The sequence below is a fragment of the Aquidulcibacter paucihalophilus genome (assembly GCF_002105465.1).
GTDB classification, from domain to species: domain Bacteria; phylum Pseudomonadota; class Alphaproteobacteria; order Caulobacterales; family Aquidulcibacteraceae; genus Aquidulcibacter; species Aquidulcibacter paucihalophilus.
In genome coordinates this window covers 138,568-157,390 of sequence record NZ_NCSQ01000171.1, presented here as the reverse complement: position 1 = coordinate 157,390, position 18,823 = coordinate 138,568, and the positions used below count along the sequence as shown (strand labels likewise).

At 56.1% G+C, this 18,823-nt stretch carries 18 protein-coding genes; 4 read left to right on the top strand and 14 right to left on the bottom strand.

Annotation, left to right across the window (positions count from 1 at the left end):
* Positions 1-323 precede the first annotated feature (323 nt).
* The 4 genes from pnp to rbfA form a co-directional block, all read right to left on the bottom strand.
* Positions 324-2,531, bottom strand: coding sequence for a polyribonucleotide nucleotidyltransferase (pnp, locus tag B7364_RS15915; protein ID WP_085341037.1), 2,208 nt, complete (start codon positions 2,529-2,531; stop codon positions 324-326).
* 223 nt (positions 2,532-2,754) lie between these two features.
* Positions 2,755-3,024, bottom strand: coding sequence for a 30S ribosomal protein S15 (gene rpsO, locus B7364_RS15910; RefSeq protein WP_085341036.1), 270 nt, complete (start codon positions 3,022-3,024; stop codon positions 2,755-2,757).
* Positions 3,025-3,052: 28 nt separating this feature from the next.
* The gene (truB, locus tag B7364_RS15905) at positions 3,053-4,015 is read right to left on the bottom strand and encodes a tRNA pseudouridine(55) synthase TruB (protein WP_085341013.1); all 963 of its coding nucleotides are present in this window, start codon (positions 4,013-4,015) and stop codon (positions 3,053-3,055) included.
* The gene (gene rbfA, locus B7364_RS15900) at positions 4,015-4,422 is read right to left on the bottom strand and encodes a 30S ribosome-binding factor RbfA (protein WP_085341012.1); all 408 of its coding nucleotides are present in this window, start codon (positions 4,420-4,422) and stop codon (positions 4,015-4,017) included. Before rbfA ends, truB begins: the two co-directional genes overlap by 1 nt.
* A 262-nt stretch (positions 4,423-4,684) precedes the next feature.
* Here rbfA and B7364_RS15895 point away from each other — a divergent pair, with 262 nt between their 5' ends.
* On the top strand, positions 4,685-5,809 hold the full coding sequence (locus B7364_RS15895; RefSeq protein ID WP_198534295.1) for a hypothetical protein: 1,125 nt from the start codon (positions 4,685-4,687) through the stop codon (positions 5,807-5,809).
* 7 nt (positions 5,810-5,816) lie between these two features.
* On the opposite strand, the gene infB is transcribed toward B7364_RS15895, so the two are convergent.
* The 9 genes from infB to B7364_RS15850 all read right to left on the bottom strand — a co-directional run bounded on the left by infB (position 5,817) and on the right by B7364_RS15850 (position 14,328).
* Positions 5,817-8,507, bottom strand: coding sequence for a translation initiation factor IF-2 (gene infB, locus B7364_RS15890; RefSeq protein ID WP_085341035.1), 2,691 nt, complete (start codon positions 8,505-8,507; stop codon positions 5,817-5,819).
* Between the two features lie 162 nt (positions 8,508-8,669).
* Positions 8,670-9,305, bottom strand: coding sequence for an RNA-binding protein (locus tag B7364_RS15885; RefSeq protein WP_085341010.1), 636 nt, complete (start codon positions 9,303-9,305; stop codon positions 8,670-8,672).
* A complete protein-coding gene (nusA, locus tag B7364_RS15880; RefSeq protein WP_085341009.1) occupies positions 9,292-10,902 on the bottom strand; it encodes a transcription termination factor NusA in 1,611 nt (536 codons plus the stop codon). The genes B7364_RS15885 and nusA overlap by 14 nt, the downstream gene beginning before the upstream one ends.
* A gap of 32 nt (positions 10,903-10,934) precedes the next feature.
* The gene (gene rimP / locus B7364_RS15875) at positions 10,935-11,567 is read right to left on the bottom strand and encodes a ribosome maturation factor RimP (RefSeq protein WP_106407661.1); all 633 of its coding nucleotides are present in this window, start codon (positions 11,565-11,567) and stop codon (positions 10,935-10,937) included.
* A 181-nt stretch (positions 11,568-11,748) separates the two neighbouring features.
* The gene (locus B7364_RS15870; RefSeq protein ID WP_085341033.1) at positions 11,749-12,297 is read right to left on the bottom strand and encodes an FKBP-type peptidyl-prolyl cis-trans isomerase; all 549 of its coding nucleotides are present in this window, start codon (positions 12,295-12,297) and stop codon (positions 11,749-11,751) included.
* Positions 12,298-12,379: 82 nt separating this feature from the next.
* Entirely contained in the window at positions 12,380-12,793 is a 414-nt protein-coding gene (locus B7364_RS15865; RefSeq protein WP_085341008.1) for a Fur family transcriptional regulator, read from the bottom strand.
* A 64-nt stretch (positions 12,794-12,857) separates the two neighbouring features.
* The gene (locus B7364_RS15860; protein WP_085341007.1) at positions 12,858-13,301 is read right to left on the bottom strand and encodes a GNAT family N-acetyltransferase; all 444 of its coding nucleotides are present in this window, start codon (positions 13,299-13,301) and stop codon (positions 12,858-12,860) included.
* Complete coding sequence (gene tsaB, locus B7364_RS15855; RefSeq protein ID WP_085341006.1) at positions 13,298-13,945, bottom strand: tRNA (adenosine(37)-N6)-threonylcarbamoyltransferase complex dimerization subunit type 1 TsaB; 648 nt, start codon at positions 13,943-13,945, stop codon at positions 13,298-13,300. The genes B7364_RS15860 and tsaB overlap by 4 nt, the downstream gene beginning before the upstream one ends.
* Positions 13,946-13,980: 35 nt before the next feature.
* The gene (locus tag B7364_RS15850; RefSeq protein ID WP_085341005.1) at positions 13,981-14,328 is read right to left on the bottom strand and encodes an ArsC/Spx/MgsR family protein; all 348 of its coding nucleotides are present in this window, start codon (positions 14,326-14,328) and stop codon (positions 13,981-13,983) included.
* A gap of 199 nt (positions 14,329-14,527) precedes the next feature.
* Between B7364_RS15850 and B7364_RS15845 the strand changes: the two genes are divergently transcribed.
* Genes B7364_RS15845 through B7364_RS15835 form a run of 3 tightly spaced genes read left to right on the top strand, consistent with a single transcriptional unit; the run spans position 14,528 to position 18,214 of the window.
* A complete protein-coding gene (locus tag B7364_RS15845; protein WP_157893750.1) occupies positions 14,528-15,958 on the top strand; it encodes an MFS transporter in 1,431 nt (476 codons plus the stop codon).
* A gap of 40 nt (positions 15,959-15,998) precedes the next feature.
* On the top strand, positions 15,999-17,393 hold the full coding sequence (locus B7364_RS15840) for an anthranilate synthase component I family protein (RefSeq protein ID WP_085341003.1): 1,395 nt from the start codon (positions 15,999-16,001) through the stop codon (positions 17,391-17,393).
* The gene (locus B7364_RS15835; RefSeq protein ID WP_085341002.1) at positions 17,390-18,214 is read left to right on the top strand and encodes an aminotransferase class IV; all 825 of its coding nucleotides are present in this window, start codon (positions 17,390-17,392) and stop codon (positions 18,212-18,214) included. Before B7364_RS15840 ends, B7364_RS15835 begins: the two co-directional genes overlap by 4 nt.
* Here B7364_RS15835 and B7364_RS15830 read toward each other — a convergent pair.
* Positions 18,211-18,822: a TadE/TadG family type IV pilus assembly protein gene (locus B7364_RS15830; protein ID WP_157893749.1), complete on the bottom strand. Its 612-nt coding sequence runs from the start codon at positions 18,820-18,822 to the stop codon at positions 18,211-18,213. The two genes, B7364_RS15835 and B7364_RS15830, sit on opposite strands and share 4 nt — an antisense overlap.
* Position 18,823 lies beyond the last annotated feature (1 nt).

The following is an 18,823-nucleotide window of genomic DNA, read 5'->3' as shown; positions in this document are numbered from 1 at the left end:
CGGGACCTTGTGGCGCAAAAGCGTAAGGAGGTCCCCGCTCTACGCTTCGCTTCGGCGGGGACGACAGTGGTTTTGGTTGGGTTTTTTATCTGGACGCGCTTTGGTGATCCCTCTGGTCCACCCAACCGCTTTGAATATCGTTTTCGGGCGATGGGTCGCGTCAAATCGCCCGCGAACAATCGAACTTGGCCTTTGGGGCGGGCAGGGCCTGCACCAAAGCCTTCTGGACGGAAAACTATGATTAACTACGAATGCAGCCGAAAAAAGCAAAACGGCGACCCCCGAAGGAATCGCCGTTGGCAAATCAGGTGAACCAGAAAGCCTTAGTCGCGACGGCGACGGGGGCGTTCGCTACGCTCACGGGGTTGTTCCACCTCTTCAGGCTCCCCACGCTCAGCGCGCTCTGCTTTCAGCTTTTCTTCAATGTCTTCGCCCGTCACCTGGTCGACAACTTTCATCGACAAGCGGGTTTTGCCGCGGTCATCAAATCCCATCAGCTTCACCTTCACGGTGTCGCCTTCTTTGACGATTTCGCCGACAGTGGCGACCTTGCGGTTGGCCAATTGCGAGATATGGACGAGGCCATCCTTGGCACCGAAGAAATTCACGAAAGCCCCGAATTCCATCACTTTGACGACTTTGCCTTCGTAGATTTTGCCCACTTCGGCTTCATCCGTGATGCTCTTCACCCACTTCACAGCGGCATCGATCTTCTCTTGATCGGAAGCAGCAACTTTCACGCTGCCATCATCTTCGATCGAGATTTTCGCGCCGGTCTTTTCGACGATTTCGCGGATGACTTTGCCACCGGTGCCGATCACTTCGCGGATCTTGTCGGTTGGGATGGTGAAGGACACGATCTTTGGTGCAAAGGCATTGAGCTCACCCCGGGCACCGGTCAAGGACTTGGCCATTTCGCCCAGAATGTGCATCCGGCCAGCATGGGCACGGGTGAGGGCGACCTTCATGATCTCCTCAGTGATGCCGGCCACCTTGATGTCCATTTGCAGCGAGGTGATGCCATTTTCGGTACCTGCGACTTTAAAGTCCATGTCACCCAGATGATCTTCATCACCCAGGATGTCGGTCAGAACTTCAAAGCTGCCATCATCTTGCAACACAAGACCCATCGCCACGCCAGCCACGGGCGCGCTGATTGGGGCACCTGCATCCATCAAAGCCAAAGAGGCCCCGCAGACCGACGCCATCGAGGACGAACCGTTGGATTCGGTGATCTCCGACACCAAACGGATGGTGTAAGGGAATTGTTCTGGAGTTGGCAGAACCGCTTGCATCGCACGCCAAGCGAGCTTGCCGTGACCAATTTCGCGACGACCTGCGCCACCCATGCGGCCAACTTCGCCCACCGAATACGGAGGGAAGTTATAATGCAGCATGAAGCGCTCTTTATAGGTGCCTTCAAGGCTGTCGATAAATTGCTCATCATCGGCAGTACCCAAGGTGGCAACCACGAGAGCCTGGGTTTCGCCGCGGGTGAACAGAGCCGAGCCGTGTGCCCGGGGGAGCACGCCCGCTTCCGATACAATCGCACGAACCTTGTCAACAGGACGACCATCGATGCGGCGGCCTTCCTTCACGATGGCGCTGCGCACGATGTCGCTTTCGACTTCTTTACACACCGTCTTGAAGAGCGATGGGTCCATGCCGTCTGGCTTGGTTTCAGAAGCGACCAGTTCGGCTTCGGCGCGCTTTTTGGCGGCGCCAACGGCGTCTTGACGGGCACCCTTGTCGGCGATGCGGTAGGCCGCGTCGATTTCGGCACCGATCATGTCCTTCACAGCCTTATATTCAGCGCTGTGATCTTCGGCTTGGAAGTCCCAAGGATCTTTGGCGGCTTGCTCGGCCAACGAGATGATCAGATCGATCACAGGCTGCATCTGCTTGTGCGCGAAGGATACCCCGCCCAACACCACTTCTTCGGACAATTCGTAGATTTCAGATTCAACCATCATCACGGCTTCAGCGGTCCCTGCGACCACCAAATCCATGTCGCTTTCTTTGAGCTGATCGACGGTTGGGTTCAGGACATATTCGCCATTGATATAGCCAACGCGCGCGGCCGAAATCGGGCCCATGAACGGCAAACCCGACAGAACCAAAGCTGCCGAAGAGGCCACCAAGGCGACGATATCGGGATCATTTTCCTGATCGTGCGACAAGGTGGTGACCACAACTTGGGTTTCGTTCTTGAAGCCTTTGGCAAACAGAGGACGAATGGGGCGGTCGATCAGACGGGAAACCAACGTTTCCTTTTCAGTTGGACGGCCTTCGCGCTTAAAATAGCCACCGGGAATACGGCCAGCTGCATAGAATTTTTCTTGGTAGTTTACGGTCAAGGGGAAGAAATCGATCCCCGGCTTGGCCGAACGCGCACCAACAGCGGTCGCGAGAACTTGTGTGTCGCCATAGGTAGCCAAAACGGCCCCGTCGGCTTGGCGCGCCATGCGGCCAGTTTCCAGTGTCAGCGTACGTCCGCCCCATTCGAGCGAAACAGTCTTTATGTCAAACATCATCATTCCTTCTGGCAGATCATGGAGCCTTCCCCATGCTGCCGCCTACAAAACTCAGCCCAGGCCTTCCTGAACTGAGGGGTCCGGCGTCCTTGCCGGAGAAAGCCCTCGCCCTATGCGGGGGCCATCTTTCATCTTACCCCGATTGCCGATTTCGGTTGAGGGGCAAATAGCAAAAGGGCGGCGCATCTCGCACCGCCCCGATTGGTTTTGTCACAGCGCCTTAGCGACGCAGACCGTGCTTGGTCAAAATGGCCTGATAACGTGCCACATCGCGGGACTTCACATAGTCCAGCAAACGGCGGCGCAAAGATACCATGGCCAACAGACCGCGACGGGAGTGGTTGTCCTTCTTGTGAGACTTGAAGTGCTCAGTCAGGTTTACAATCCGCTCGGTCAGGATGGCGATTTGGACTTCTGGGCTGCCCGTGTCGTTCGGGGCGAGACCATGTTCTTTCATAATTTCGAGCTTACGCTCTGGTGATACCGACATCGTGGTTTCCTTTGGGTTGGCGGCGGGTTCAATCGCGCGCACTGAGTTGAAACACACGGACCGGCTCAAACCGCCCCGCGCGTGCGTCTCCTATAGCGACGGCTTGCCCTTGAAGGGTTGCCAATGCTGCCCGGCTCATATCTTCGCCAGAGACAACACGTGGTCTGCGCTTGGAGCGCAGCTCTTCAACCTGGTGGGGGAGAAGAACAATCCCGCGGCCTTGCCGCAACCTGAAAGCCTCTTCCGCTGTTACGGCCAGCGCCGGGATGTCGTCCAGCGCGGTCTCAACTGGCAAAAGGCTGTCGGACGCGGCGTCGCTATGGCATACTTCCTGTAGCTTTTCCAGTGTTATTGCTGCGCTCTCATGGAATGGCCCGACCGACGTACGTCGCAAGGCACTCACATGCCCCTCCGCGCCAAGCGCTGTTGCAAGGTCGCGGGCCAGGGCGCGGACGTAAAAGCCCTTGCCACAGCGACACTCAATCGTGGCGTGATCGGCGTCGGGCACATCAACAAGATTCGCCTCAATCAATAGCACGGTTCGGGCCTTGAGCTCTGGCACTTCGCCATCACGCGCCAAATCATAGGACCGTTCGCCCGCGACCTTGATGGCGCTATAGATGGGCGGGACTTGCTGGATTTCACCGATGAAGCCTTTCAGAGCCGCTTCTATCGCCTCTCTGCTGGGCCGCACGTCCGAAGTGGCGATGATTTTGCCTTCGCGGTCTTGGGTATCGGTGGACGCCCCCCATTCGACCGTAAAGCGATAGGACTTCTCAGCCTCCATCAGCCAAGCCACCGTCTTGGTGGCTTCGCCTAAAGCAATCGGCAAAATGCCCGTCGCCAAGGGGTCGAGTGTGCCGGCATGGCCCGCCTTCTTCGCGTCAAATGCCCGCCGGACGCGCGTGACCGCATCGGTGGAGGTGAGGTGTAGGTCCTTATCCAGAACGATCCAGCCGTGGACATCCTGACCCTTCTTGCGCCGCGACATCAGGCCTCATCCGCCGGTTTGATCAAGTCGGCACGAACCTTGGGATCGTTGAAAAGATCATTCATCTTCAGGGCCGCGTCGTAGGATGTGTCGGCAATAAAGCGCAGGTCTGGGGTAAATTTGCTTTCGAGCGCCCGCCCACATTCGCCGCGCAGGAATTTCGAAGCACGGTTCAGCGCTTTGGCAATCTCCTCGGCATCTTCAAGGCCAAGGGCCGCCACAAACACATTGGCGTGCTTCAAATCTGGACTCATGCGGACTTCACCAACCGTGATGCTCTTGTCCACCAAGGCAAGGTCTCGAATATCGCCCCGACGCAGAATCTCGACCAACACGTGACGGATATTTTCCCCCGCCCGCAATTGCCGCTGGGTAGGGCCAGATGAATGATCGAAACGCTTTGCCATGATTGTTTTGCCTTTTGCGCGCCTGCTGGTGTCGGCCAGTTTCAGGGGCGGGAGCGGGATGTAGCGGGTTGTGACGACGGGGGCAAGTCGGGCGCACCCTAAAGAACATCTTTCGATGGGCGATACCTAAAATATAATTGACGCATGAAGTAACTTATGGTAAGGAGCAATTCGCGATGGGTTTGCTTGAGGCTGGTATCCTGTGCGTGCCTAAAGGGTTTATTCTAGCATGTGGGCATTGGCTAAGAGCAAACGAGTTTGGGTGGCAAGCTTCGGCGCGAGTGCCTATGCGACGATCCCTTTTGTGCTTTTCCCTGTCTATTTTGTCCTGATCATTCTTGCGATAAAGTTGGGTCGACAACGCGGCATATCCTATTATGACGCGCCTCTTTATGGTGCCCATCTCGCGCTCAGAGTGCTGAGTGCGATTGCACTGGCGGGCGCGCTTCGGTTTGACTTCTCACATGTCTTAAATGAGTGTGAGGCAACAGCCATTTTGGCAATGCAGACTCGCGAGGCGTTTGACCCGTGCTTTCAAGTAAATGCTGACCTGACCAATCTGGTTAGAATTCTTGTCAGTTGCTGTCTGATTTGGATTTGGATCAAGCATGATCGACGTCCGTTGACAGTTACGCACCTCGGTTCTGCAGCAATCGTGGCCTTTGCTGCACTCCTCGTGAATGCAGCTCTTATGCAAAGACCGGACAGCATTTCGGTTGGATGGCCAACATCGCTTGTTTGGGACCGCTTCGGATTAACATCCATCTATATAAGCTATGCTGAGATCACACTCCAAGTTTTGCTCGTAGCCGGGTTCGGCTGTGTTTTGGGACATCTGTGTGCCCCGTGCGTCGGCCAGTCTAACAACCCGCCTAAACGCATCCTCTTTTCATCTAGCCCACACGCGAATTGGTTCAGAGCCGACAAGTTGACTTGGCAGCAAATTCTGGCCGGCTTTTTGGCAGCCACAGCCCTCACGGTCCTATTCACGGCCAAGAATTCGGCACCATACAGCGAGCATCCAATAGACTGGCGATATGCTGACACTGGTGATCTCATCGGGCGCTTCAATTATGACGCTCTGAAAACAGGATTTTCGGGCGCATTTGAAGTGCTGCCCTATCTGGCTGCGGGCGCAATGATTGTTTGGCTATTGAGCAAGGTGCGCTTAGCAGGGGTTCTTCCAATACTGGTCGTTGGCGCAATCATGGGTCGTATGGCTGGAGCCATGATCCAGCCACAGTATCAAACCCCATTTCTAACGCCACCGGATAGCGCAACTCTCATCGGAATGATCATCGCTGCCGGCTTTGGCGCGGCTGCAAACGCAATTGGCTTGCGAACGAACCAAGACAAAATTGGCCCGTCCAGTACCCAGGGGATTTAACTTCGACCTACAAACTGCGCTTGATGATCTGCACGTCGAAGCACTCAATCAGGTCGCCTTCGCGCAGGTCCTGATAGCCTTCAAATGCCATACCGCATTCTTGGCCAGCCGAAACTTCGCTAACTTCGTCCTTAAAGCGCTTCAAGGTAGAGAGCTTGCCTTCATGGATGACAACATCATCGCGCAGCAAACGAACACCGCAACCACGTTTGATATTGCCTTCATTGATCTTACAGCCAGCAATTTTGCCAACCTTGGTGATGTTGAATACCTGCAAGATTTGGGCGTAGCCCAAGAAGGTTTCTTTCCGCTCTGGCTCTAACATGCCGGAGAGAATGTCTTTTACATCATCCAACAGATTGTAGATGATGGAATAATAACGGATCTCAACGCCTTCATGCTCGGCCAAGTCACGCACTTGCTTGGGTGCCCGTGTATTGAACGCAAGGATCGGTGCGCCGGACGATTTGGCCAACAACACGTCGCTCTCGGTAATCCCGCCAACGGCTTGATGGATAACTTTCGCGCGTACTTCCTCGGTCGAGAGCTTTTCGAGCGCGGCAGTAATGGCTTCGGCGGACCCACCCACATCGGCTTTGACGATGAGCGGGAATTCCTTGACTTCGGCATCTTTGATACGGGCCAACATGGCTTCCAGACCCGAACGCGCGGTTTGGCGAACGACGACCTTTTCCCGCTTCATGCGGATCCGGTAATCGGTAACTTCGCGGGCGCGGGCTTCGCTGTCGACCACAACCACGACATCGCCAGGCTCTGGTGTTCCATCAAGACCCAAGATCTCAACGGGCTGCGATGGACCAGCCGATTGCAAGGTTTGGCCACGCTCGTCGGTCAAGGCGCGAACACGGCCCCATTGGGTGCCGGCCACAACCAGATCGCCGCGCTTCAAAGTCCCGCGTTGTACCAGGACGGTCGCGACCGAACCCCGACCCTTGTCGAGCTTGGCTTCGATGACGGCCCCTTCTGCAGCGCGATCTGGATTGGCCTTCAGGTCCAAAACTTCCGACTGAAGGAGGATGGTTTCCAACAGGGTATCCAGATTGGTGCGCTCTTTTGCCGAGACGGGCACCCACAAGGTGTCGCCACCCACAGCTTCCGTCAGAACTTCATATTGCAGAAGCTCGTTCAAGACCTTTTGCGGATTGGCCTCTGGCTTGTCGATTTTGTTGACGGCCACAATCATGGGAACGCCAGCGGCTTTGGCGTGATTTATCGCCTCCACCGTTTGTGGCATGACACCATCGTCTGCCGCGACCACCAAAACCACCACGTCTGTGATGCTGGCCCCACGGGCGCGCATGCTGGAGAAGGCGGCGTGACCTGGTGTGTCCAAGAAGGTTACACGATCGCCGCTGCCCAAGCGTACCTGATAGGCCCCGATATGCTGAGTAATGCCACCAGCTTCGCCCTTGACGGTATCCGCCGAACGAATGGCATCCAGTAGCGACGTCTTACCATGATCAACATGGCCCATGATGGTGACAACCGGTGGACGTGGCAATTGGTTCTCGTCGGTATCAGCTTCGCCTTCAAGGCCAATTTCCACGTCTGATTCGGCCACGCGCTTCACAGTATGACCAAAGTCGGTGACGATTAATTCGGCGGTATCTGCGTCGAGATTGTCCGCCCCCTTCATCATCTGACCCTGCTTCATCAGATATTTGATAACGTCTGTTAGGCGCTCGGCCATCCGGTTGGCCAATTCGGCCACGGTGATGACTTCGGGCACAACGACTTCGCGCACTTGCTTGGTCTGCTCTTGACCTTTCAGCATGCGCAAGCGGCGGTCGCGTTCTTTCTCGCGAGCCCGCCGAACCGAAGCCAATGAACGCTGACGATCCGAATCGTCGCCCAAGGCCGATGTAATTGTCAGCTTGCCTGAGCGGCGCTGTTGGGCACCTTTGGCACGCGAAACAGGGGGAGCGCGCACAACGGCAACTTTTTGCCGCTTTACCCGACCACCCAATTCCGACAGCAAGTCGCCGTCTTCGCCTTCTTCGCCCGATGGGGCTTCGCCAGTATCATCGCCACGGTCGGCACCCGAAACTTGTGGTTCAGGCTCATAGGCTGGGGCCGCTTCTTCGCGGCCACGAACAGGGCCATCATTTTGGATGTTGAGCGCAGCCTGTGCTGCAGCGCGGCGGGCTTCGGCGGCCCGCTGCTCTTCTTCCTGCTGACGCTTGCGTTGTGCTTCGGCTTCGGCGAGCTGACGTTCTTCCTCGGCGCGACGACGATCAGCCTCTTCACGACGCTGACGCAGTTCAGCTTCAGCCAATTGCTGTTGGCGGCGGATTTGTTCTTGTTCCCGCGCACGCTCGAGCGCAGCCATGCGGGCTTTCATTTCACTGTCAGACAGACCCAAAGTCTTGGTGGTCCGTGCAGGCGCTTGACGCGAGTCGTCAGACGGGGCCGGTGCCGCAGGCTTTGCTGCGGGCGCTGCGGCTACGGGGGCTGCAGGACGGGAAGGCGGGGTAAAGGCTGGCTTTGGCACAGATCCGGGTGTGCCAGCTGCAGGTGCTTCGCCAGGGCCAATGGTTCGTTTCTTCTTGACCTCAACCACAACTTGGTTGGTGCGCCCATGCGAAAAGCTCTGGCGAACGGTGCCAGCGCCCACATTGCGGGAAAGGGTCAGAGGCTTACGCCCCGTTTGGTTTTCGTTGTCGTTACCGTCGCTCATGCTCATCCTTGCGCACGCAGTGGCGCGTCGTAAAATTTAAACCGGCCTTTGGCCCCCAAATTAGGTCCAGCAAGCACAAGAACCGCCGTTCGAGCAGGGTTACCGCCCGGGCGTTCTGTGCCGGTCAAGATCGGCTTCGTCCAGTTCCAAATAGACCTGCCCCTATATATAGGTGCCGTCCCTTGGCCAATCATCGGGCACTAATGGAATAAAACCCGCTAAGCGCCTAATGTCCGTCGTCCAGCTGTCTGCTAAACGCCCTGGCATTAAGATAGCATGTATCACAACATCGCGTCCTAACGCCATGCCCATTTCCACCCCAGTGAAACAGCCTGCAGTTGGCACCCCGCCCCACATGCGCGACAGGCCGTCTAATTTACCTCGACCATCTGGCGATCCGTCACTGGCTTCAATGCGCCACGCTGGCTTTGCGGTTCGCAACGCCGAGGCAACTTGATCATTGCCGAGAACGATTTCGCCAGCTTTTCGCGCGATCGAGAGCTGATTTAAACAGCGTTGGCGCAAAGCCTCGACTAATCTGTCCATCAGATCTTCGCGCGGCTTCGCCTCGCGTTTGAGACCACGCGAAAAGGCACCTTTTTTGATGGCAAGGGCTACAGCCTCCCGCGTGGAGGTTACCCAGACCCCACGACCAGGTGCCCGCGCGGCTGGATCGGGAAAGACCCAGCCATCAGGATCGGCCACAAATCGGATCAGTCCAGCCTCGGGCTGAACCTCTCCTGTGGCTACACAGCGCCGAACGCGTCCGGCGCCTTCACGTCGTTCACTCTTGTCCATCGGCGGCAACTTCCGCCTCTGCTTCGGCTTCCTCCACCGCAGGAGCCTCAACCCAGCCCATGGCGACACGTGCTGCCATGATCAGCGCATCCGCTTGCTCGACGGTCATGCTCATGCCTTCCAAAAGGCCAGGGAAGCGGACTTTTTCGCCATTCTTGACTTCAAACCAGCCGCGCAGATCGTCTGAGACCAAGCCAGCGACGTCTTCCACAGTTTTTACGCCGCCTTCACCCAATTTGATGGCGATTTCGAGCGTAACTCCTGGCAGACCCAAAACTTCGTCTTCCACGCCAAGGCTGGTGCGCTTGGTGTTAAGTTCGTTTTGAGCGCGTTCGATGTAATCGCGTGCGCGGGCTTGCAGCTCGGCGGAGACGTCTTCGTCAAAGCCTTCAATCTGCAAAAGGTCGCCCAATTCAACATAAGCCAATTCCTCAATGGTCTCGAAGCCTTCCGAGACTAAGAGGCGCGCCATCATTTCATCGACGTCAATCGCGCCCATGAACAATTCAGTACGGCTATTGGCTTCTTTCTCGCGGCGCGAACGCTCTTCTTCTTCGGTCAGAATATCGATCGACCAGCCAGTCAATTGGCTAGCGAGGCGGACGTTTTGGCCGCGACGACCAATGGCCAAGCTCAATTGCTCATCTGGAACCACGACTTCCACGCGGTTTTCATCTTCGTCGAGAACCACTTTGGTCACTTCAGCGGGCTGAAGCGCATTCACGATGAAGGTTGCAGGGTCTGGCGACCAAGGAATAATGTCGATTTTCTCGCCACCCAATTCACCAACCACGGCTTGTACCCGCGAACCACGCATACCGACGCAAGCGCCCACGGGGTCGATTGAATTGTCGTGGCTGAAAACGGCGATCTTGGCGCGCGAGGACGGATCACGGGCCACCGCCTTGATTTCGATGACGCCGTCATAAACCTCAGGGACTTCAGCTTCGAACAACTTGGCCATGAAGCCCGGATGGGCACGCGACAGAAATATTTGTGGGCCTTTTGGCTCGCGACGCACGTCGTAGATATAGCAGCGGACGCGGTCGCCCATGTTCAGATTTTCGCGTGGCAAGGTCTGGTCACGGCGGATAACGCCTTCGCCACGACCCAGATCGACGATCACATTGCCATATTCAACGCGCTTGACGATGCCATTAATGATGTCGGCAACACGGTCCTTGTATTCTTCAAACTGTTTGTCACGCTCTGCCTCGCGGACCCGCTGTGTGATGACCTGCTTACCGGTCAAGGACATCACGCGGCCAAAGTCGAACAAAGGCAGGTCTTCTTCAAAAACATGGCCCACATCCACGCTGGGGTCGATGCGCTTAGCAACCGACAGCGGAATTTGCTGGCTGGGGTTTTCGACATCGTCTTGGGTCGCAACCACCGTCTGCTTGCGCTTCAACGTCAGTTCACCCGACTTCGGATTGATGCGAGCATCAATTTGATGATCAGCACCATAGCGGGCGCGGGCAGCTTTGCTGATCGCCTCTTCAATCGCTTCAACCACGATCGACTCGTCGATATTTTTTTCATATGCGACCGAGCGGGCGATGGACAAAAGTTCAAGCCGGTTGGCGGAAATGGCCATGTTTGTCTTCCTTCTGAAACGGAATGGGCTGATTAGGTTAGATCTGGATCCACCTCTGGTAAGACATCATCATCGGTGACAAACTCCACCTGATCGTCATCCAGAGCTTTTTCCAATTGCTCAAGTTCGTCTTCATCTGCCCCGCGACGGCGCAGGGATTCGCGGATTAGATCGTCTGTCAGCACCAGACGGGCACTGGCGATCCATTCGAAGGGGATAAGGGCTGTGTCTTCTTCGCCTTCGAGATTGATGCAGATATGGGTGTCTTCGGTTCCAGCTAGCTCACCGGAAAAGCGCTTGCGCCCTTCGATACCGCGATCTAGCTCCAGCTTCGCTTCCCAACCGATCCAGCGATCAAAATCTGAAAAGCGGGTCAAAGGACGATCAATGCCTGGAGAAGAGACTTCCAGCGCATATTCCCCCTCAATCGGATCTTCAGCTTCAAGAAGCGGGCTCAAGCCCCGCGACAGCTTTTCACAATCGCCGGACGACATACGGCCATCGGGGCGCTCTGCCATGATCTGAAAGGTCTTGCGACGCGACCCCATCAGACGCACGCGCACAATCTCATAACCCAAATCGCGGGCAGCAGGCTCAATCAAAGCCAAGAGTTTGTCTTCATAGGGCGACGTTGTGCGCACGTGGGTCTCAATCTGTTGCGCCATCCCTCCGTGGAGGCCGGCAAGTTTTAGAACAAAGAAAAAGCGGCTCCGGTGACCCGGAGCCGCTTTGACCGCCTCAGGCGATCAAAGTCGATCTGTTAAAAGGCTTATAGGCTGAGGAAGCCGCCTTGTCACCAGCTTTGGCACAGGCTTCCTCAGCGAAGCGGATGCGAAGCCCAAAAACTCAGCGGGTCGCCCCCTTTTCGGCCTGAATCCCTGCATCGGAATCAGGGCCACCCACGATCTTTTCCAGCTTCATGCGGAAGATCAAGAGCGAGTTCGGCGGAATTGGACCACCGCCTTGGGCACCGTAACCTAGGGCGGGCGGCACCCAAATCGTCCATTCATCGCCGGGGCGCATCATTTGCAAAGCTTCGACCCAGGCCGGAATCAAAGCACCAACTTGAAACTCTGCCGCTTCGCCACGGGCAAAGGAGCTATCAAACACTTCGCCATTCAAAAGCTTGCCTTCGTAATTCACCTGCACCATCGAATCGACTGCTGGCTTAGGTCCAGTCTCTGGACCCTTGGCAATGACCGCATATTGCAGGCCCGAGGCCGTCGTGATTACGCCCGGAGCGCTCTTATTCTTTTCCAAAAACTCCTTAGCGGCTTGGCCATTCGCGTCCAGCGGCGCTTCGGCGGCTTTGCCATCTACGCCATCCATCACCGACTTATCTTGATCGGCACCGGCAGGCTGGCACGCCACAAGCGCAACGCACGAAATCAACATGAGGGACGTCAGTCTCTTTTTGAACATAGGGGCAGCCTTTTTGTTGGGAGCAAAGGTAAGCGGACGGCAGGAGGAAGCGGTATCAAGAATCCTCAAACGGGACGCCATAAAGCTCGAGCCGATGGTCGATCAACCGATAGCCCAAACGACGAGCGATTTCTTGTTGAAGGCGCTCGATCTCAGGATCGACGAATTCAAGCACGCGGCCTGTTTTCATGTCGATCAAATGGTCATGATGCTCGGCACCTGCTTCTTCATAACGCGAACGCCCATCGCGAAAATCGTGACGTTCGAGGATGCCGCTTTCTTCAAACAAGCGGACGGTGCGATACACCGTGGCGATAGAAATGCCTTTATCGACCGCCGCTGCGCGGCGATGCAATTCTTCCACGTCAGGATGATCTTTGGCTTCCGACAGAGTGCGCGCGATGATGCGGCGCTGCTCGGTCATACGCAGACCTTTTTCCACGCAAAGGGCTTCAATGCGATCAGGCATAGTGGTTCCATCCGTCATGGTTAAGATATGCGAGGTTTGCGCTGTTTCGTCTACAGCTTTGACATCAATGTGCTGTAGTCAACGCACAAGAAAGAAGCTTTGCGTCCATAGTCGGGCCATTTTCGCGCCGATAATAAGCTTTGCGGACGCCAATTGGCGTAAATCCCTGGCCTTCATAGAGCGCTAAAGCCGGCAGATTATCGGCGGCAACTTCCAAAAAAAGGCGAACAACACCATGTCCGACCAAGTCTCGTTTCGAAGCGCTGAGAAGAGCGGCGGCGTGACCGTTTCGCCGCGCTGATGGATCAACAGCCAAGGTCAAAATCTCAGCTTCGTCGCCAATAGCCCGAACCAATAAAAAGCCTGCAATCGGCTTGCCAATGATCCAAACAAAATCTGATGCCACATAAGTCGCAAAGTCGGCTTCCGACCATGAATGATCAAACGCAGCTTGGTGGATACGGGCAAGGGCCGCTGCATCTGAGGGGTCCGCACGGCGCAAAGTCATGTCAGCGCAGATTCCAAAGAGAGCCCTCCGGGAAGCTTTGCCTCATGTCCGCGCAAGTAAAGCGGAGCGGGTGGGTTGGCGGCCGGGTCACGGTGCTGGGCCAAGTGTGCCAATATCACAGGGTCTGGCATATCTTGCGTAACCAGCTGCCAATGCGGGCGAAGTCGGGCCAGACTGGCCAAGCCTGGCCCGGTAAAGTGCCAATCCCCATCAAGCCGATCAAGCACGCTTACGACATCAAGGCGACACGGCTCAATAACGCACATCCGCCCCTCCCACGCCCCAACAAAGAGGCTTCCGGCGACATCAATGGCCGCCAAGATACGCGGAGCCGCCGCCCCATGAGCGAGGACTTCCAGCGTCGAGATGCCGAGGCAGGGTCGATCCAAAGCCAGAGCAAAGCCACGCGCAAAGGCTAGGCCAATCCGGAGTCCTGTAAAGGCACCAGGCCCGCGCGTCACCGCGATTCGATCAATCTGAGGTGCCGTAACCCCCGCCTCGGCCAACACTTCACCCACCATGGGAGCGAGGCGCTCCGCCTGACCTTTGGCCATAGGCTCCACGCGCGACACAAGGACTTCGCCTGATCGCAAAACCGCCACGGAGCAGGCATTTAGCGCTGTATCGATGGCCAGAATAAGCATTGGCACCCCACCTTCCGCGCGTTGCGGAGAAGGCCTTAGATAATGGTCAAAAGAGCAGAGTTCGGACGACCAAGGACCGCTTTATCGCCATTTATTCCAATCGGACGCTGGATAAGCTTTGGGTTCTTGGCCATTGCGGCAAACACATCCGCATCGCTTGCATCCGCGGGAAGGCCCGCGTCAGCAGCGTCCTTTTCGCGCATGAAGGCGCGCGGCGAAACCCCGCCCATTTTTTTGGCGATTTCTTTGAGTTCATCCACACTCAAACGCTCTGCCACCAACATATAGCGGCGGATTTCGGGCTGAATGCCGGCGGCCTCCAGCACTTCAAGACCCTTTTTCGACGAGCCGCAGCCCGGATTATGGATTAGAACATAGCTCATCGCTGCCGCTCCTAAATAGGTTATTGATCTGGCCTGCTAAATGGCTGGGGGATTAATCAAAGTAAAGGGTTGGGAAAAAAAGAAATGACCGGTATTGGGTTGGGTATGGCCCGCCCTTTACCGCTTGCCATAAGCATGACATGATGGGCGACGCTTGAAGGCAAAGCGGGTCGCCAAATTGGCGCTGAAGGAAGTTTCCGTGACTGAGATAAGCAGCCTAACCGCAACAATAACGACCAATTCACCTGAAAAGCTAGATCGCTCTGCCCTGTCTTGGGCCTGTTTTGAGGCCGGCCGTAATCCCTACGTGATCCTGTGCACGATTTATATTCTTGCGCCCTATATTGCGACGACCGTGTTTTCAGACCCCGTGGTAGGACAGGCAACGATCGCGAGTTGGCATACGCTGGCTGGGATAATCGTGGCCGTGACGGGCCCATTTCTGGGTGCCATTGCAGACCGCTTTGGTAACCGCAAGCCAATCTTGGGCCTCGTCACCTTTACCATGGTGCTGGCCATTTTTAGTCTATGGTGGGCGCTGCCCGCCGGCCAAGGCGGACTATCGATTGTCATGATCGGCGCCTTGACCACCGCACTTGGGGTCATGTTTGCTTATACCGAAGTGCTGCACAATGCGATGTTGCCAACAGCCTCTACGCCAGCAACTTTACCACACGCGTCTGGTCTGGGACTGGCGCTCGGTAATCTGGCTTCCGTCGTCTTCTTGATCTTCGTCCTTTGGGGTTTAGCGTTCCCCGGGCGCGTGGATTGGAGCTTTGTGCCCAGCCAGCCTTTATTCGGCCTAGACACTGCAACCCACGAGACCAGTCGCATTGTCGCGCCAATGACTGCCATTTGGTTTGCGATGGCTGCCTTACCTTTGTTTTTCTTCTCCCGCGACAAAAAGCCTTCCGGCATGAAACCGTCAAAAGCAGCCATTGATGGGGTCGTAGGTATGTTCAAAGCCGTTGGTCGTCTATTTCGGGTTGACCGCAATGCAGGCCTCTATCTGATTGCCCGCATGCTCTATGTCGACGGCAAAACCGCCATACTGATTGTTGCCGGGGTGACCGCAGCGGGTGTGTTTGGCTGGGACCTCTTGGAAATGTCCGCTTATGGTGTGATCTTGTCGATATTTGCGGTTTTTGGCGGGTTGGTGGCCGGCAGGGTTGATGCGCGGATAGGGGCGAAATGGTCCATCATCGCAGAAATTGGCGTAACCTTAGTGTGTTTAATTGTCTTAACCGCACAGTCCAAGACCCATGTGTTTGGCTTGCCGGTAGTGCCAGACACGCCAATTTGGAATGCGCCTATGTTCACCACTCTGCCCGAAGTCGTATTTGTCTGTGGAGCAATCATCATCGCCATATCCATCACAGCAGCCTATGCCTCCTCACGCACTTTGATGGCCAGACTTGCGCCCAAGGGTATGGAAGGAGAATTCTTTGGACTTTACTCTTTGGCAGGTTCTGCCACCGTTTGGATGGGCCCAATGTTGGTAGGGATATTCACCAAGGCGTTTCAAAGCCAGCAGATTGGATTGGCATCGACTGGATTTTTGCTAATCGGCGGACTCTTCCTCATGCTTTTTGTCAAGCAACCACCTCGCCTTGAAAGCGGGACTTACTAGATTGCGGACAGCCCAGATCCTCTGACGAGAAGACGCCAACGTGACGCATCCTGCCGTTCGCCCTCTTTCCTGGCAGCCTGCGCTGCAAGCACTTGCCTCTTTGGAGCAGCAGGCCGGCTGTCTTGGTTTCATCGGTGGCGGCACCCATACCCTGTCGCGCTGGTCCTATGTGATGGCGGAGCCGGTTCGTATCCATAGTTGGCACCGCAGCGCTGGCCATGACCCCTTTATGGACTTGCATGAAGCCTTAGTGGCCCCCGGTATCAAGCCGCACCCAGAGCTAGGACCATTTCAAGGGGGGTGGGCTGGCCTTTTGAGTTACGAGCTTGGCCACGCCTTCGAGGTTTTACCAGAGACTGGCAAAGAAAGCTGGCCCAATGCGTGGCCAGATGTTTGGCTGGGTCTGTATGATACTCTGGCCGTGTTTGATGCAGAAAATCAAAGAGCTTGGGTATTGTCTTGGGGCCTTAATTCCGCTGGGCGTTTGGACTTTGCCCTAGCTGAGAAGCGCGCAGAAAAACTGGCAACCTCTCTAGAGGCTGCCTGCCCGCTGCCCGTGAGGGCCGCAGAAGCCCCCACCGAACTGGCGCTGATCCCGTCTTTGCCGCGCGCCACCGTCGAAAGACAGATCGCACGCGTCGTCGACTATATCCATGCGGGTGACATATTTCAGGCCAATATATCTGCGCGCTTCTCGGGCCAACTCGCGCCAAATGACACGCCTCTGGATTTGTTTTGTCGCCTTATGGGCCGTCATCCTTCCCCGTTTGCGGCCTATCTATGCTTAGGTGATAAGGTGGTCGCATCCCACTCGCCAGAGCGTTTTATCTCTCGAGACCCGACAGGCACCTTGGAAACGCGCCCAATCAAAGGCACCGCTCCCCGATACAAAGATCCAGCTCAAGACAGCCGAAGTGCGCAGTCCTTGCTTGCCAGCGACAAAGACCGAGCTGAAAATTTGATGATTGTCGACTTGATGCGCAATGACATTGCCCGTGTCTGCGAGGCCGGCAGCGTGAAGGTGCCACGCCTATGCGATTTAGAGAGCTTTTCCACGGTACATCACTTAGTTTCTGAAGTGCGCGGCCATCAAAAACCAGGCCTAAGCTTTTTCGATGCGCTGCGCAGTTGTTTCCCACCGGGATCCATTACAGGCGCACCCAAAGTCCGTGCCATGGAGATCATCAGCGAGTTAGAAGGCGAGCCGCGCGGCCCTTGGTGCGGCTCCATGATCCGGGTTGGCTTTGACGGAGCAGCCGATTCCAATGTGTTGATCCGAACCGCTGCGTGCCGCAGGCATGGCGATCTTTGGCAGATTGACGCCCGGGCTGGCGCTGGCATTGTGGCCGATAGTGAGCCGGCAACCGAATATGAAGAAATTTTAGTGAAAGCGCGTGCGCTTCGTATTGCCGCCCATGGAGGAGACGTGGCGTGACAGCTTCCGCGCTTGGAGAATTCTGTTGGTTTAATGGCCGCTTGGAAAAAATCGCCAAGGTCCGGGTTGATCCAAGCGATCGAGGCTTTACCCTTGGCGATGGCCTGTTTGAGACGCTGCTTTGGACGGGCCAAGAAATTCGCTTTTTCGAAGATCATATGGCCCGAATGGGCCATGGTGCCCGCGAGTTAGGGCTGTCGGTCCCGTTTGAGATTGACTCAATTGAACAAGGCCTGCTGAACCTTGCCGCAAAAAGTGGCGCAAAAACAGGAGCGCTGCGCCTGACACTTACGCGCGGAACAGGGCCGAGGGGATTAAAGATACCGGAGAATAGTCAACCTAACTTGTTGGCGACACTTGCCGCCGTGCCAGCTGAATTCCCGCCCATAGAGGCCTGTATTGTGGATGTTCGGCGAGCTTGGGGAGCCCCGTCCGCACGCTTTAAGACCTTATCCTATGTCGACAATATCGTTGCCCTGTCGATGGCGCAGGCACAAGGGGCCGACGATGGCTTGATGCGTGGACCCGATGAGTCAATTGCCTGTGCGACAAGTTCAAATCTGATGATCCAGGTTGCGGGTACATGGCGTACCCCACCGATCGAAGATGGGGCCCTACCTGGGATTATTCGGGGGCGTTTGATCCGCGCTGGACTGGTCGTCGAAGGTAGGGTCAGCCATGTTGACCTCACCAGATGCGAGGCAGCCTGCTTAACCAACGCCATTACTGGGGTTCGACCGATCCACACTTTGAACAGATTAGCCTTGGATACAAACCCAGCACGCTTTGAAAGCCTGAGAGCAGGCGTAAGCTCAGGCTAGCAACCCGGCGTAGACACACTAGTCAAGCAGAGTTTGGCGGACTTACGGGGCCGAAAGTAAAAGCGTTCCCGCATCGTCGTGGTGCCCGATAGAAACGAAGTTCCTAGCGAGGTGTATTGAAGGGTGACCTCCCCGACAACAACGCCACCATTTGTTGCAAACAGGCCTGTGTCGACCGCAACCGTATTCCCAACTTTCAAAGAATGGCTGTTGCTGACATTGGCGCAGCCGCCTGTGCCGTCAATTTCTTGGCTCCACTCTACTTTCGGGGTGCCGGCTTGTAGGGCGATGGAGCCCACCACAAGTGACGGGCTCGTGGCCGTATAGGGGGCGAAGACGCCGCGCGTTACATTGGCAATTTGGGCGAGATCCGCACAGCTTACCCGGTCAGTTTGCGCGGCCAAGTCGCCCAATGTTGACGCTGCGAGAATTACTTTGCGGTCGACGCTGACGGCTTGACTAACTTCTGACGCGCCAAACAGCATAAGAATCATGAGCGGCGCGATCAAAGCAAACTCGACAGCGGAAACACCGCGCTCGGCGGTGCGGTTTTGCGATGTCTGACTTAGATGACTCAATTGGTTTTTAAGTGAGGTTTTGAACGTCATC

Excerpts from the sequence above, each read along its gene's own strand:
- pnp (WP_085341037.1), bottom strand. The coding sequence starts at position 2,531 with ATGTTTGACATAAAGACTGTTTCGCTCGAATGGGGCGGACGTACGCTG.
- rpsO (WP_085341036.1), bottom strand. The coding sequence starts at position 3,024 with ATGTCGGTATCACCAGAGCGTAAGCTCGAAATTATGAAAGAACATGGT.
- truB (WP_085341013.1), bottom strand. The coding sequence starts at position 4,015 with ATGTCGCGGCGCAAGAAGGGTCAGGATGTCCACGGCTGGATCGTTCTG.
- rbfA (WP_085341012.1), bottom strand. The coding sequence starts at position 4,422 with ATGGCAAAGCGTTTCGATCATTCATCTGGCCCTACCCAGCGGCAATTG.
- infB (WP_085341035.1), bottom strand. The coding sequence starts at position 8,507 with ATGAGCGACGGTAACGACAACGAAAACCAAACGGGGCGTAAGCCTCTG.
- B7364_RS15885 (WP_085341010.1), bottom strand. The coding sequence starts at position 9,305 with ATGGACAAGAGTGAACGACGTGAAGGCGCCGGACGCGTTCGGCGCTGT.
- nusA (WP_085341009.1), bottom strand. The coding sequence starts at position 10,902 with ATGGCCATTTCCGCCAACCGGCTTGAACTTTTGTCCATCGCCCGCTCG.
- rimP (WP_106407661.1), bottom strand. The coding sequence starts at position 11,567 with ATGGCGCAACAGATTGAGACCCACGTGCGCACAACGTCGCCCTATGAA.
- B7364_RS15870 (WP_085341033.1), bottom strand. The coding sequence starts at position 12,297 with ATGTTGATTTCGTGCGTTGCGCTTGTGGCGTGCCAGCCTGCCGGTGCC.
- B7364_RS15865 (WP_085341008.1), bottom strand. The coding sequence starts at position 12,793 with ATGCCTGATCGCATTGAAGCCCTTTGCGTGGAAAAAGGTCTGCGTATG.
- B7364_RS15860 (WP_085341007.1), bottom strand. The coding sequence starts at position 13,301 with ATGACTTTGCGCCGTGCGGACCCCTCAGATGCAGCGGCCCTTGCCCGT.
- tsaB (WP_085341006.1), bottom strand. The coding sequence starts at position 13,945 with ATGCTTATTCTGGCCATCGATACAGCGCTAAATGCCTGCTCCGTGGCG.
- B7364_RS15850 (WP_085341005.1), bottom strand. The coding sequence starts at position 14,328 with ATGAGCTATGTTCTAATCCATAATCCGGGCTGCGGCTCGTCGAAAAAG.
- B7364_RS15830 (WP_157893749.1), bottom strand. The coding sequence starts at position 18,822 with ATGACGTTCAAAACCTCACTTAAAAACCAATTGAGTCATCTAAGTCAG.